The sequence below is a fragment of the Photobacterium kasasachensis genome, assembly GCF_050336885.1.
In the GTDB taxonomy this organism is placed as follows: domain Bacteria; phylum Pseudomonadota; class Gammaproteobacteria; order Enterobacterales; family Vibrionaceae; genus Photobacterium; species Photobacterium kasasachensis.
Genome location: NZ_JAKJSH010000013.1, coordinates 170,279 through 183,958 on the forward strand (window position 1 = coordinate 170,279; position 13,680 = coordinate 183,958).

The following is a 13,680-nucleotide window of genomic DNA, read 5'->3' on the forward strand; positions in this document are numbered from 1 at the left end:
CTGCCTCATCAGATATGACGGCTCAAATAATCGAGAAACACCCGAATCTTTGGAGACACCAGCTCACGCTTTAGGTAGATAGCATAGGTAGAGCTCATTACTTCATAGGGACTAAAGGTGTGTTGTGGCAGCACGTTAATCAGTTCACCGCGGTGCAATTCTTGTTGTACCGCCCACAGCGGCATCAGCGCGAGACCGGCATGACTAAGTAACAACTGCTTTTGTCCATTCACCGTATTTACCGTAATGGCACTACAGATATCGAGCCTCGTGATGGGCGCTTCCATCAAATACCACTCTCGCCATCCCGCATAACCATATTGAATACACTGATGATTACTGAGCGACTGGGGTGAGTCAGGTGTTCCTCGCTTTGCCAGATACTCCGGACTAGCGCATAACAAGAAATTATTGGCTAGCAGCTTTTTGGCTATCATGGTTGAATCTGGCAAGCGGCCACTGCGTATGGCCACATCTGTATTTTCTTCAACCAAATCAACGACCCGCTCTGTGAGTTCCAGATCAACATCAATATCTGGATACATAGCCAGAAAGTCTGGTATCAGTGGCAAGATGACAGACTCACCAAATCCAACCGTCATACTGACTCTCAGCCGTCCTTTCGGACTTTGCTGTAAATCGTTAACGGCCCGCTTCGCCTCATCAAGCTCGGCAACGATGCGCTGCGAATAGTCATAGTAACGCTGGCCTGCCTCGGTGAGCCCCAGGTTACGGGTGGTACGATTTAGCAACCTCACACCTAGCTCTTGCTCTAACGTCGCTATTTGGCGAGATATCGATGAAGGCTGCACATCGAAAACTCGGCTGGCCTCTGAAATACTGCCTGTTTCTACCACGCAGTTGAAATATTGCAATCGAGTAATCATGTCAAACCTCGAGATTAAAACTGATATGCACATTAAACCACCTTTGCATAAAAGACAAAAGTGTATTTACCGTTGCTGCATTGTTAGCTGTCAAGGCAATAATTATGATGACAACCACTTAAACACTAGGTTTCAAAAGGAACACATTATGAAAGCAATGGTCATTAAATCCCTGGGTAACAGCGATGTTTTTCAGCAGGTTGAGCGAGAGAAGCCACAGGTCAAGGCTGGACATTTGGTTATTGCAGTAAAGGCAACAAGTGTTAACCCACTTGATACCATGTTGCGCTCGACCGAGACTCCTTGGTCAGCAAACCTACCGGAAATCTTACATGGTGATGTTGCTGGCGTTGTTATAGAGGTAGATGACAGCGTAACCAAATTCAAGGTTGGCGACGAAGTTTATGGCTGTGCCGGTGGTATTGCGGGAACAGACGGCGCCCTTGCCGAGTATATGTTGGTCGACGCAGATTTAATGGCACTAAAACCCTCCTCTCTGAGCATGCGCGAAGCAGCGGCACTTCCACTGGTATCTATTACGGCCTGGGAAGCTCTGGTCGATAAGCTAAAAGTTCAGCCGGGAGAAAACGTGCTTATCCATGGTGCTACAGGCGGTGTCGGGCATATTGCTATTCAGCTAGCCAAGCACCTTGGTGCAACGGTTACCGCCACAACATTACCACACAACCTTGAAACGGCAGCAACATTGGGGGCCGATAACTTGGTGAACGTGACGGAGCAAGATGTCCAAAGCTACGTCTCCCAATATACTGGCGGCAATGGATTTGATGCTGTTTTTGACACAATTGCCGGCGAGAATATTCAACGCAGCTTCGAGGCCGCCCGATATAATGGTTCAGTTGCAACCACGTTGCCAATTAATGACGTGCTGCAAGTTGCTCTTAAAAGCTTGAGCTTTCACAGTGTGCTCATGTTAATCCCTTTGGTGCACGGCCTGAACCGCTGCTCACATGGCGAGATCCTTGCTCAAATTGCAACACTGGTTGATAACGGAGCAATCAAACCACTGATCGATGACTCACACCATTCAATCTGGGAGGTATCAGCAGCCCATCAACGTCTGGAATCTGGCCAGGCTGTCGGCAAAATTGTACTAACGGCGTAAGCTCAGTATCCGAAAGGCTGCCATACTGGTATGCCAGCCTTCTTGTATGCCAACTTAGGTGACTGTAATTTTCAGTACCGTATTTCGGACGTCTCAGAGTTAACACATTTCTTCTCTTCCAAGCTCCCTACACTGAATTTAAGTGCAACAGCTGGGCCGGTAAAATGGAAGACAAAGTACTCATCGCAGACACTAAAGATATTTTAGATGCGTTTGTTGATAACGGATTGCATAAAGAATTCGCGATTTATTGCCAATTCCCCCACAGCAATAAAGTGCTGCACGATATCCGGATCCGTGAAGTTCGCTCTATTGAATTCAACGACGGTTTCAGGTTGCAAAGAAAATAACCAGACATAATAAAAGACCTCTTATCTGGAATAAGAGGTCTTGGATAATAGAACTACAATAATATTGCTAAATTAACGCTAAGTTAATGCCAGTAATGTTTATGAACTGGCTTCACCGCTCAAGTCCATGTCAGATGCAAACTGGCTCTTTGTTCTATTGGCATAAGCCACCAGCGATAGCATTACAGGCACCTCGACAAGCACACCCACAACAGTAGCCAGCGCCGCCCCCGAGTGAATACCAAACAAACTAATAGCCACTGCAACTGCCAACTCAAAGAAGTTAGACGCACCAATCATACTACCTGGAGCAGCAACACAATGTGGTTGTTTCCACTTCTTCATCCAAACGTAAGTCACCGCGAAAATAAGGTATGTCTGGATGAGTAATGGAATTGCAATCAATACAATATCAACCGGGTTATCTAGAATTGTCTGCGCCTGAAAACCAAACAGCAGGATAACAGTACCCACCAAGCCCATAATTGAAAGCGGCTTCATTGTTGCAGAAAGCTTATCCAATTTAGACTTGTTGCGAACAAACTGACGCGTTAATGCACCTGCAACTAGCGGAATAACTACAAACAAACTTACCGACAGCAATAATGTATCCCAAGGAACAGTGACATCGGTTACTCCTAGCAAGAATGCAGCAATCGGTGCAAAAGCAACTACCATGATCAAATCATTAATCGCTACCTGGGCAACCGTATAGTTTGCATCACCTTTCGTTAGCTGGCTCCAGACAAACACCATCGCGGTACAAGGCGCTACACCAAGCAAGATCATACCAGCAATGTACTCTTCACCTAGTGATGGCGAAATCCAGTCACCAAATACATAACGCATGAACAACATAGCAAGCAAAGCCATAGTGAAAGGCTTGATCAACCAGTTCACCGCAATAGTAATGATCAGCCCTTTTGGCCGACGGTGTATATCACGAACCGATTTAAAATCAACCTGCATCATCATCGGGTAGATCATCAACCAAATCAGCACCGCAATGACCAAATTGATCTGGGCATACTGTAATCCGCCCAAAAAAGAGAAAACACCAGGGAACAGCGAACCACCCACCAAGCCCGCTAGCATGCCGAGCCCGACCCATATACTTAGAAAACGTTCAAAAATACCCATGCTTTCACACTCGCATAGTTAATCGTCGATTGACGATATATTGTTGTTTAAAAAAGGCCATTCGTGATGGCCAACCTCTATAAATACGACAGCAACTCTCGAAATTCTTCTAGCTTTTCCTGGTTTACCGTAAAACAGGTTCTTGGCGGCTTCGGCTCTGCAATCACCAGACCGGCAGCCTTCAAAATCCGCAGGTGTTCAGAAACAGTCGACTGTGCCAAACCCAGTTCACCGACAAGATCGCTGTTCAAGCAAACTTGCTGCCGGGTCAGGATCCTCAGAATTCGAACTCGGGCCGGGTGCGACAATGCTTTCGACAAACTTGCCAAGGCAAGCTCTTTTGTTTCATCGATTTCAATACCGTCCAATACCGTGACACAAGCCATTTTTCACACCTTTCGTTCATCGTCGAATGACGATAATAGGAATAAGACAAGCCACTGTCAATCTAATTTTCAAACAGATACCCCAGCCAGTTGGCAAGATCGGCTTTGCTATAATTGGTGATGTAGCGTTATCAAAGGATACTAGCGATGTTGCCTTTTTTTAGTCCAATCTTGATCAGCGTCGCCATAGTTGGTTGCAGCGCTGATGTCGCCACTGACTATGATGCCCAAGTTAACTACTACCAATTCAAAACCTATCAGTTTGCCTCTTCTCCTGCTAACAGGGTGATCACCCTGGACTCCTCACGAGTCGAAAATGCCATCACTGCGCAGCTTGATAACAAAGGACTTACCGCTGAACCCAGCGCAGCCGATCTCACCGTTAAGCACTACATACAGCAACAATCTGATTTCCGCTCTTACGGTACCACTCTCGGCTTTGGTTACAGACACCGAAACGTCGGAGTGGCCTATACAAGCCCATCGCAGTATCGCGAATACCGGTATGGCAAATTAGTCGTCGAACTGATTGATAATGACAACAATAAAATTGTCTGGCGATCGATATCACAGCGCAAACTCACAGAAACAATGACATCAAAATCAAGAGATGAATTTATAGACGAGCAAGTCGTCGAGATGTTTAAGAACTATCCGCCTCAGTGATTATCGACATATAACCCCTAGCGCAAAAGGCCTGATTGTCTATCAGGCCTTTGTTGTTCTCAATTCAGTTTTTAATTACTTCTGACGGCGCTTGCTGACATCACTTGCCAGTTGGCGAAGTACTTTTTCCGTATCAGCCCAACCAATACAAGCATCGGTAATACTCTGACCATAGGTAGCGACTTTACCGTCAACAATATCCTGTCGTCCTTCGACCAGGTGACTTTCAATCATAACGCCGAAAATCGCATCATTGCCATCAGCAATCTGATTTCCCACATCTTCAGAAACCACAATCTGACGCTGGAACTGCTTCAAACTGTTAGCATGGCTGAAATCGATCATCACTTTCTGGCGCAAACCTGCTTTATCAAGCTGATCAGTGATCGCATTAACGTGCTCAGCGCTGTAGTTCGGCTCTTTACCGCCACGAAGAATGATATGACAGTCTTCATTGCCCGCCGTTGATACAATGGCGGAATGGCCGTACTTGGTTACTGACAGGAAGTGGTGAGGCGCACTTGACGAGCCAATCGCGTCAGTAGCAATTTTGATGTTACCGTCAGTACCGTTCTTAAAGCCAACCGGACAAGACAAACCTGAAGCCAACTCGCGGTGAACCTGTGATTCGGTAGTCCGTGCTCCGATTGCGCCCCAGCTGATCAAATCGCCCATATACTGTGGTGTGATCATATCCAGGAATTCACCGGCGGTCGGTACTCCCATATCTGTCAAATCAAGCAGCAATTTACGTCCGATACGCAGACCGTCGTTTAGCTGGAAGCTTCCATCCATATACGGGTCATTGATCAGACCCTTCCAGCCAACGGTAGTACGCGGCTTTTCAAAATACACACGCATTACCACTTCCAGCTCGCCTTTTAGCTCTTCACGGAGCGACTTGAGCTTCTTACCGTACTCAAGTGCCGCTTCGGTATCGTGGATCGAACAAGGGCCTACGATGACGAGTAAGCGGTCATCTTCGTCATTCAAGATATTGTGGATCGACTGACGTGCCTGAAACACAGTTTCAGATGCATTTTCAGTTGCCGGAAAACGCTCCAATACTGCAACTGGTGGTAAAAGTTCTTTAATCTCGCGAATGCGTACGTCATCTGTTTTATGCATGCTCATTACTTCCCGTATTTCTATCACCTGTCAACGTGTAAACTTAGATGTACAGAGATCGTTGACAGTAAATCTCACATCCCATTGACTTTAACTTATCGCCTTAACAGCGGTAGTGCAAACGCTATTTGAAATTAAATTACACATTTATTGCCCTATCGGGGCTAGTCAGCACAATATTGCTGCGAAATTTCTCCCTACCGGATTTTTATCATCGCACTTTTGCTCAAAATTCAAGCAAAGGGTATTTCAATGAAACAGCTTATTTTGTCTTTTGAGTGCTATCACTTTGAAAATAATTTGTAAAAGCAATAGCATATGAACAACAACTTATGATTTTCGAGGTCGCTACGGTGCCTGATAATGCAGTCGTTTCATTTCGAAACGTCGATAAATGGTATGGCGAATTCCATGCCCTCAAGAATATTAACCTGACCATTGAACGTGGTGAGCGCCTGGTGATTTGCGGCCCTTCCGGCTCAGGAAAATCTACCCTGATCCGCTGCATCAACGGACTCGAGCAATACAACACTGGCGAACTGCTGGTTGCAGGCCAGCCACTAAATAATAAACATTTAAAATCCATCCGCGGTCAGGTCGGTATGGTATTCCAGCACTTTAATCTGTTCCCGCATATGACTGTGCTCGATAACCTGACCCTGGCGCCACGACGTACCCTTAAAATGTCCCGACCCGATGCCGAAAAGCTCGCACGGGAATACCTTGATCGTGTGCATATCGGCCACCAAGCCAATAAGTATCCGGCCCAACTCTCCGGTGGCCAGCAACAACGTGTGGCTATTGCCCGTTCGCTGTGTATGAAGCCTGATATTTTGCTGTTTGATGAGCCAACTTCGGCGCTGGATCCGGAAATGATCAGAGAAGTGCTCGATGTGATGAAAGAGCTGGCCACGGAGGGAATCACCATGGTGTGCGTCACCCATGAGATGGGTTTTGCAAGACAAGTCGCCGACCGCGTTGTCTTTATGGACGAGGGTGAGATTGTTGAAGTCGCCCCGCCAGCCCAGTTATTCGATACACCTTGCCAGGCTCGCACCCAGCAATTCCTTGAACAGATACTGAGTTACTAAGCCTTGAAGTTAGATCGAAACTCCCCAACAGCACCCTCTGTTAATGGGTATAAAATCCTAAAACCAGTATTATCCGTTTTTTTGCAGGTGGCTATGGTTGGCTTCGGCCTGTATTGGCTGCTGAACAGCGGAGCCGAGGCAATGAACTACCGCTGGCAATGGTACCGCATTCCCCAATACCTGTGGTTTTTTGAAGATGGCGAATGGTTTCCTGCCGAGTTACTGGAAGGCTTGTTGGTCACGCTGAAAATATCGGCAGTCAGCCTCGTGTGCACATTGGCGATCGGGCTGGCAACGGCGCTGCTTAGGATGTCTGATTCCATTATCGGCCGCGGACTGGCGCGCGGGTATATCGAGCTCATCCGGAATACTCCGCTCCTTGTACAGATTTACCTGCTGTACTTCGTGTTCGGCCCGGTACTCGGACTGGAGCGCTTTACCACCGCCGTTCTGGCTCTGTCTCTATTTCAGGGGGCCTATACCGCAGAAATTTTCCGTGCCGGTCTGAACAGCATAGCCAAGGGGCAATTTGAAGCCAGCCAGAGCCTAGGACTGTCATACAGCGATAGCTATCGCTTTGTCATCCTTCCTCAGGTTATCAAAAAGATCCTGCCACCGCTGACCAATGAGGCGGTGTCTCTTGTTAAAAACTCATCGATTGTCAGTGTGATGGCGATTTTTGACCTCACGACAGAAGGAAGGAACATCGTCGCCGATACCGCTATGCCGTTTGAAGTATGGTTCTCTGTCGCCGGCATTTACCTATGCGTCACCTTAGTGCTATCCGGCTTTGCCGCCTGGCTTGAACACAGGCTCAATGTCCCTGAGCACTAATTTTGCTATCAACTATTACAACAATTGGAGAAAGGAAGCATGAAACGTCTGATAACAGCATGCATTGCTGTATTTTTATTACTAGCGGGCTCCTCTGCGTTCGCGGCAGATAAAAGTACGCTGGTAGAAATCAAAGAACGCGGTACGCTGCGTGTGGGCTTGTCCACTTTCGTGCCATGGGCAATGCGAGATAAACAAGGTGAGCTCGTCGGATTTGAGGTGGATGTCGCCCGCAGACTGGCAGAAGATGCGGGCCTTAAGGTAGAGTTCATTCCTACCGCCTGGGACGGCATCATTCCGGCACTGCTTGCCGGTAAATTCGATGTCATCATCGGCGGTATGTCGATTACCCCGGCACGTAACATGAGTGTTCTGTTTACTTCGCCTTATGCCCACTCGGGAGTCCAGTTGGCTGCACACAAAGAAAAAGCGGCAGACAAAACGGCTATTGCGGACTACAACAAACGCAGTGTAACCCTTGCAGTGCGTCGCGGCGCTTTCACGGTACAGACAGCCAAGAAATACTTCCCGAAAGCCAAGCTACGTCAGTTCGATGATGATGCCCAGGCGTTTCAGGAGGTGCTGAACGGCAATGCACACGCCGTCCTCGCGTCTTCACCCAAACCTGAGCAGATGTCGATTCAATACAAAGACAAGCTCTATATTCCTCTTTCTGAGCGCCTGAGTAGAGGTTCTGAAGCCTTTGCGATTCGTCATGGAGAGTTTGATCTGCTGAATTTCTTCAACAACTGGATCTTACTTCGTACCGAAGATGGCTGGCTAAAAGAGCGTCATGACTACTGGTTCACCACGCTTGACTGGCAAAACCAAATTGCAGAAGGTCAATAACGTTTGTCACAGGGTAAAGCAAACAAACTGTCGGGAGGCTCTCTCCCGAGTCTGACCCGGTTGAACACACTGGATCTGCTGTTAATCGTGATCGTCGGTAGTTTCATCGGCTGGTTATGGTACCGGTCATCGGCCGGTATTCACTATCAGTGGAACTGGGACAAAGCCTTTAACCTCATTCTGTCCAGCGGGAAAAATGGCGATCTACCCTATTTCATCCAAGGATTTATCGCCACCATTAGACTGAGCCTATGGGGAATGCTGTTTGCCGGTATACTTGGCCTGATACTGGGGCTAGCCCGTCGCTCTCCGTTGATGATTCTGAGGCTGCCGGCCCAGGCTTATATCCAGCTGGTACGCAACATTCCACCTCTGGTGTTTGTGTTTATCTTCTACTTTTTCATTTCCAGCCAACTAGTCCCTGCGCTTGGCCTTGAATCAGTACTTCGCCATCAGAGCGGAGAAATTAACAGCCTGCAACAGTTTCTGTTCGGCCCTGCCAGACTATGGGAAAACCTGTTTTCAGGCGTTCTTTGTGTCGGGCTGATCGCTGCTGCCTACATTGCCGAAATAGTTCGATCTGGCATTGATGCAATCGCCAAAGGACAATGGGAAGCCGCCGATTCACTTGGACTTTCCCGCTGGCACCGCTTCCGTGACGTCATTTTTCCGCAAGCGCTGTCTGGTATCGTTCCACCTCTGGCCGGACAGTTTATCTCTTTGGTCAAAGACTCATCCATTATCTCTCTGATATCAATTCAGGAGCTGACCTTCGTCGGCAGTGAAATTGCTAACTCATCAGGCTTAATCTTTGAGATTTGGCTCTTGGTGGGCGCTGGTTACTTATTCCTCTGCCTCGGTTTGTCCTTGCTATTTAGCAAACTCGAAGTACACACACTGAAACACAAACAACGCTAATCAGCTCCTACAACCTTACTAATGAAAAAGCCCTTGAAGACACTCGTCTCAAGGGCTTTATAAATATCACTCAGAAATGAATCGACACCTTAAAAGTGCGGAATTACTCCGCCATGGCAAACTTATCTGCCCACTCAGGCCAAAGCTTAGCAAGGTCCATATGTTGTTCAATCGTATCAGCAACGCGATCGATTCCTTGCTCCCGCACCTGATCAAAATCAGGCGTTTGGGTCGCCTCTAGTCCTGCCCAGCGAAGAATGGCATCGCAGGCTTCTTTCTGCTCAAAAATGCCGTGGAGATAGGTGCCAAATACCTGATTATCGATACCCAGCTGCCCGTCAGGCCCATCAACTAACTGCACCGGCGCATCAGCGTTTACCCCTTGTGTCACACCGGCATGGATCTCATAACCACGGATGGCAACAGGCTCTTGCCCCGGCAGTTGTAATTGACCCGTTGTTTGCTTGAGCTGCTTTTCCGGTGCTAACACAGTGGCAGTTTGTAAATATCCCAGCGCCTGACTCTCACCAGCCTCGCCTTCGATACCATGAGGATCAGCAATGTGTTCACCAAGCATCTGGTAGCCACCGCAAATCCCCATCAATTTGCCGCCCAGACGCACGTGACGGGCAATCTGTTTATCCCAGCCCTGTTCGCGCAAGAAAGCCAGATCACTACGAACACTTTTTGTACCCGGCAGAATAATAAGATCGGCCGGTGGCATTGGCTCGCCTTTGCCAACAAACTGCAAATTGACCTGGGGATGCATACGAAGAGGATCGAAGTCAGTATGATTGCTCACTCGGGTGAGTACCGGGACAACAACCTTCAACTGCTGCTCGGCGGCCTCGACCTGCTGCACGTTAATCGCATCCTCAGCTTCCAGCATCAAACCGTGCAAATATGGCAGCACTCCCAAAACAGGTTTCCCCGTTTTTTCTTCCAGCCAATCCAGGCCTGATTCCAGAAGCTTGATATCACCTCGGAAGCGGTTGATAACAAAACCTTTAACGCGAGCCTGTTCCGATTCAGACAACAAAGCAAGCGTCCCGTACAGGTGGGCGAAAACCCCGCCGCGGTCAATATCGGCGATGATGATGACCGGGATATCGGCCTTTTCGGCAAATCCCATATTGGCCACATCATTCTCACGCAGGTTTATCTCAGCAGGGCTTCCGGCCCCTTCGACAATCACGGTTTGGAACTCAGACTGCAACAGGCCAAACGACTCCATCACCGGCCCCATCACCACTTTTTTATAGCCGTGGTAACCAACAGCGTCCATATCAGCCAGGGCTTTGCCCTGTACAATAACCTGAGCGCCGATATCTGTATTAGGTTTTAACAAGACCGGATTCATGTGAACGGTCGGCTCAATACAGCAAGCCTGAGCCTGAACCGCCTGCGCCCGGCCTATTTCACCACCGTCTTTGGTAACGGCACTGTTGAGCGCCATATTCTGCGATTTAAAAGGGGCGACATTGATACCTTTTCTCGCCAAAACCCGGCACAAGCCAGCAGCCAGCACACTTTTACCGGCATCCGATGTCGTTCCCTGCACCATAAGTGCCTGAGTCGTTAATTGCATTTTCTTCTCACTAATATTGCTGCTGCACCGGCCACTGCACTTGCGGCCAATACTCGCCATTTTTATCGCGATACACTGTGACACGGTAACGCGCCGCATAAGGTAAATCGATTCGTTGCAGATAGCTGGCGCTTTCAGGCATATCGAGCAAAATACGGAGCAACTGCTTCATGACACCACCATGGGTAACCAGCAAGATACGTTTGCCCTGATAACGGCTTAACATGGCTTGCCAGGCTTTTATTACCCGGCTGTCAAACTCCTGTAATGTCTCGCCACCGTGTGGTGTTGATTGCCAGGGGTCTTTCCAATAATTGCTCAACAGCTCTCGCTCTGTTTGCCAGAGGCTGTCACGACTTTGACCATCCCAACGGCCAAAGTTCATCTCTTTCCAGTCAGGACATTGCTCAAGCGGTAGCGATAAATTTGAGGCAAACAATTTGGCAAAGTCATGGCAACGCTGTAACGGCGATGAAAGAACCTGCTCAACATCATGTAGCCCCTCAACAGCAGCATGCATTTGCGCCAAACCTTCCGTGGTAATCGGGAAATCTGTATGTCCCCGCAGACAACCGTCCCCTTCTGGCAAACCATGGCGCAAAATGTCGATACGGGTCGTTGACGTCTGATTCATTTCCCCCTCCCTATCCATTACACATTTATAATGCAGGCCCTTTCAGCACCTGAGGAATGCCTGCGGTCACAAAAACCACCCGCCCAGCCTGTTTGGCAATAGCCTGGTGCAGCCACCCGCTTTCATCAACAAACAGACGCGAAACCTCCCCCATAGGCACTACACCCTGCCCAACTTCATTGCTGACCAGAATAATTCGCCCTTTCGCTTCACTCAGAGCATGAAGAAATGTCTGCTTTCTCTCTTGCCAAGGGTGTTGGTTCACCTTCGGATCAAACAAACAGTTAGTCAACCACAAGGTAAGACAATCAATAAGCAAGCAATAGCTGGGTTTACTGTATTCCCGGATCACTGAGGCCAGGTCTCTCGGCTCTTCCACCAGTTGCCAGTGCTGTGGTCGTTGTGTTTTATGGCGGGCGATACGGGCAGCCATTTCATCATCTCCGGCAGTGGCTGTTGCAATGTAAACCACCTTCAGTCCAGATTCTGTTGCCAACGTTTCGGCAAGGCTGCTTTTACCTGATCGTGCACCACCAAGTATCAGTTCTGTTCCGATAAACCCCTTCATCACTCCACTTACATACCGCTTTTCAATCCACAATACTATCCATTGTATGGCACTCACTAAAGCATTACTATCTAAACACTTTCATTGCGACTGCCACTGTAACCCAAACCAACAATTATGTTCGAATCCTCTCTTTTGTTCCCCGGTGCTCTCATCTGGTTACTGCTGGCAAGCAGTATTACCAGCCTGTTTATTAACACCCGTTATTGGCCGTTTCTTTTATCATTAGCGCTGTTATTGGCCTTCTGGCTTGATCGGCTGACACCTGCTGCTGCATTGTTCTCGCTTATCGGCTTAGGGGCTGCTGCCTTTTCTAAGAAACTGTTAGGGAGATGGCGCGCTTTGGCACACTTCGGGGTAATACTCTGGGGCGCGGCCCTTGCTCTTCACCTTGTCCCCGGCTTCGGCAACCTTCTGGTCCTCGACAAGGTAGTCAGCGGCCCTGACAGTATCCCGTTTACCATGTACCTTAACCTCGACAAACCACTCATTACCTTCGGCTTATTTCTGCTAGTTCCGGGCATGCTGGTTAAGCACGGAGAGATCTCGTTATCCAAAGTCGCAGTATTAGCTGGCCTGTTTGTTCTGACACCAACGCTAGCAGCCCTGTTTAGGCTCGTCAGGCCTGAGTTTTCCTTTCCCGAATGGATATGGCTATTCGCCTTCAATAATCTGCTATTCACCTGTGTTGCAGAAGAGGCGCTATTTAGAGGCTATATACAAAATTTGCTGACTCAGCGATTTAACCATTGGATCGGTATAAGTGTTGCGAGCATTCTCTTTGGTCTGGCGCATTTCGCCGGAGGTCCTTTGTTTATACTGGTGGCCGGTTGTGCAGGTATCCTCTACGGGCTGACCTATCACTGGACTGGCCGACTAAGCCTGGCGATCGGCGTGCACTTTGGGTTTAACCTTATGCACCTGATCTTTTTCACTTACCCGCTAGGGAAATAGTTGAACATGAACGAAATCTGAATATTCAACTCATCATTAATTCAGAACACTTGTTGTTTAATAGCACCATAGACAACGAGGAGACAGAATCATGATTAAAAAAACTATCATCGCAATCGCAACTATCGCAGTTATGGCACCAGCAATGGCACTGGCTGGAGACCATGATAAAGGCCAAGCCATTTCATACTCAGGACCAGTAGATACCGTAACAGTTGCAGAGCTGTTGGAAGATACTGGCATGTTAACCGAGAGAAACGCCGTTGTTGAAGGCAAGCTTATTAAACAAATCAATGCTGAAACTTTCATTTTCAGTGATGGCACCAAAGAGATCCAAGTTGAAATCGATGACGATATTCGTCTTCCACAAACCATTGATGCAACAACACAGGTAAGACTGTTCGGCGAATATGAAGGCGGCAATACCCCAGAAATTGAAGTCGACCGCCTGCAAATTCTGTAACACTCATTCCACGCCCTTTCTTTGCCCCCTGCTGCTGGGGGCTTTTTTCTTACCGACACAGGCTTATCGACATATCTACTGACAGTTATCAATCATCT

16 protein-coding genes are annotated in these 13,680 nt (G+C 48.2%); 9 read left to right on the forward strand and 7 right to left on the reverse strand.

Annotated features, from left to right (window positions below; all coding sequences use genetic code 11):
- Positions 1-8: 8 nt before the first annotated feature.
- On the reverse strand, positions 9-887 hold the full coding sequence (locus L4D19_RS18850; RefSeq protein WP_428453756.1) for a LysR family transcriptional regulator: 879 nt from the start codon (positions 885-887) through the stop codon (positions 9-11).
- A 148-nt stretch (positions 888-1,035) separates the two neighbouring features.
- Between L4D19_RS18850 and L4D19_RS18855 the strand changes: the two genes are divergently transcribed.
- Together L4D19_RS18855 and L4D19_RS18860 are read left to right on the forward strand one after the other, a co-directional pair.
- The gene (locus L4D19_RS18855; RefSeq protein WP_428453757.1) at positions 1,036-2,013 is read left to right on the forward strand and encodes a zinc-dependent alcohol dehydrogenase family protein; all 978 of its coding nucleotides are present in this window, start codon (positions 1,036-1,038) and stop codon (positions 2,011-2,013) included.
- Positions 2,014-2,177: 164 nt separating this feature from the next.
- Positions 2,178-2,363, forward strand: a complete 186-nt coding sequence (locus tag L4D19_RS18860) for a hypothetical protein (protein WP_075767407.1) — start codon at positions 2,178-2,180, stop codon at positions 2,361-2,363.
- 99 nt (positions 2,364-2,462) lie between these two features.
- On the opposite strand, the gene arsB is transcribed toward L4D19_RS18860, so the two are convergent.
- Positions 2,463-3,503 carry an ACR3 family arsenite efflux transporter gene (arsB, locus tag L4D19_RS18865; protein ID WP_428453758.1) on the reverse strand — a complete coding sequence of 347 codons (1,041 nt, stop codon included), beginning with the start codon at positions 3,501-3,503 and terminating at the stop codon, positions 2,463-2,465.
- 77 nt (positions 3,504-3,580) lie between these two features.
- Positions 3,581-3,889 carry an ArsR/SmtB family transcription factor gene (locus L4D19_RS18870; RefSeq protein ID WP_428453759.1) on the reverse strand — a complete coding sequence of 103 codons (309 nt, stop codon included), beginning with the start codon at positions 3,887-3,889 and terminating at the stop codon, positions 3,581-3,583.
- 147 nt (positions 3,890-4,036) lie between these two features.
- Here L4D19_RS18870 and L4D19_RS18875 point away from each other — a divergent pair, with 147 nt between their 5' ends.
- Positions 4,037-4,555 (forward strand): DUF4136 domain-containing protein, encoded by a 519-nt coding sequence (locus tag L4D19_RS18875; protein WP_428453760.1) that lies wholly within the window; start codon positions 4,037-4,039, stop codon positions 4,553-4,555.
- Between the two features lie 75 nt (positions 4,556-4,630).
- Here L4D19_RS18875 and aroG read toward each other — a convergent pair whose 3' ends face one another.
- On the reverse strand, positions 4,631-5,683 hold the full coding sequence (gene aroG, locus L4D19_RS18880) for a 3-deoxy-7-phosphoheptulonate synthase AroG (RefSeq protein ID WP_428453761.1): 1,053 nt from the start codon (positions 5,681-5,683) through the stop codon (positions 4,631-4,633).
- 332 nt (positions 5,684-6,015) lie between these two features.
- Here aroG and L4D19_RS18885 point away from each other — a divergent pair, with 332 nt between their 5' ends.
- The 4 genes from L4D19_RS18885 to L4D19_RS18900 all read left to right on the forward strand — a co-directional run bounded on the left by L4D19_RS18885 (position 6,016) and on the right by L4D19_RS18900 (position 9,375).
- Positions 6,016-6,774, forward strand: a complete 759-nt coding sequence (locus tag L4D19_RS18885) for an amino acid ABC transporter ATP-binding protein (RefSeq protein WP_428453762.1) — start codon at positions 6,016-6,018, stop codon at positions 6,772-6,774.
- A 93-nt stretch (positions 6,775-6,867) separates the two neighbouring features.
- Complete coding sequence (locus L4D19_RS18890; protein WP_428453763.1) at positions 6,868-7,608, forward strand: amino acid ABC transporter permease; 741 nt, start codon at positions 6,868-6,870, stop codon at positions 7,606-7,608.
- Positions 7,609-7,647: 39 nt separating this feature from the next.
- Positions 7,648-8,457: a transporter substrate-binding domain-containing protein gene (locus tag L4D19_RS18895; RefSeq protein ID WP_075767400.1), complete on the forward strand. Its 810-nt coding sequence runs from the start codon at positions 7,648-7,650 to the stop codon at positions 8,455-8,457.
- A gap of 3 nt (positions 8,458-8,460) precedes the next feature.
- Entirely contained in the window at positions 8,461-9,375 is a 915-nt protein-coding gene (locus tag L4D19_RS18900; protein WP_428453764.1) for an amino acid ABC transporter permease, read from the forward strand.
- 103 nt (positions 9,376-9,478) lie between these two features.
- On the opposite strand, the gene L4D19_RS18905 is transcribed toward L4D19_RS18900, so the two are convergent.
- Genes L4D19_RS18905 through cobU form a run of 3 tightly spaced genes read right to left on the reverse strand, consistent with a single transcriptional unit; the run spans position 9,479 to position 12,165 of the window.
- Positions 9,479-10,963: a cobyric acid synthase gene (locus L4D19_RS18905; protein ID WP_428453765.1), complete on the reverse strand. Its 1,485-nt coding sequence runs from the start codon at positions 10,961-10,963 to the stop codon at positions 9,479-9,481.
- Positions 10,964-10,973: 10 nt separating this feature from the next.
- On the reverse strand, positions 10,974-11,597 hold the full coding sequence (locus tag L4D19_RS18910) for a histidine phosphatase family protein (protein ID WP_428453766.1): 624 nt from the start codon (positions 11,595-11,597) through the stop codon (positions 10,974-10,976).
- A 25-nt stretch (positions 11,598-11,622) separates the two neighbouring features.
- The gene (cobU, locus tag L4D19_RS18915) at positions 11,623-12,165 is read right to left on the reverse strand and encodes a bifunctional adenosylcobinamide kinase/adenosylcobinamide-phosphate guanylyltransferase (protein ID WP_428453767.1); all 543 of its coding nucleotides are present in this window, start codon (positions 12,163-12,165) and stop codon (positions 11,623-11,625) included.
- Positions 12,166-12,282: 117 nt separating this feature from the next.
- Here cobU and L4D19_RS18920 point away from each other — a divergent pair, with 117 nt between their 5' ends.
- Together L4D19_RS18920 and L4D19_RS18925 are read left to right on the forward strand one after the other, a co-directional pair.
- Entirely contained in the window at positions 12,283-13,119 is an 837-nt protein-coding gene (locus L4D19_RS18920; RefSeq protein WP_428453768.1) for a CPBP family intramembrane glutamic endopeptidase, read from the forward strand.
- Positions 13,120-13,213: 94 nt separating this feature from the next.
- Positions 13,214-13,582: a YgiW/YdeI family stress tolerance OB fold protein gene (locus L4D19_RS18925; protein WP_428453806.1), complete on the forward strand. Its 369-nt coding sequence runs from the start codon at positions 13,214-13,216 to the stop codon at positions 13,580-13,582.
- Positions 13,583-13,680 lie beyond the last annotated feature (98 nt).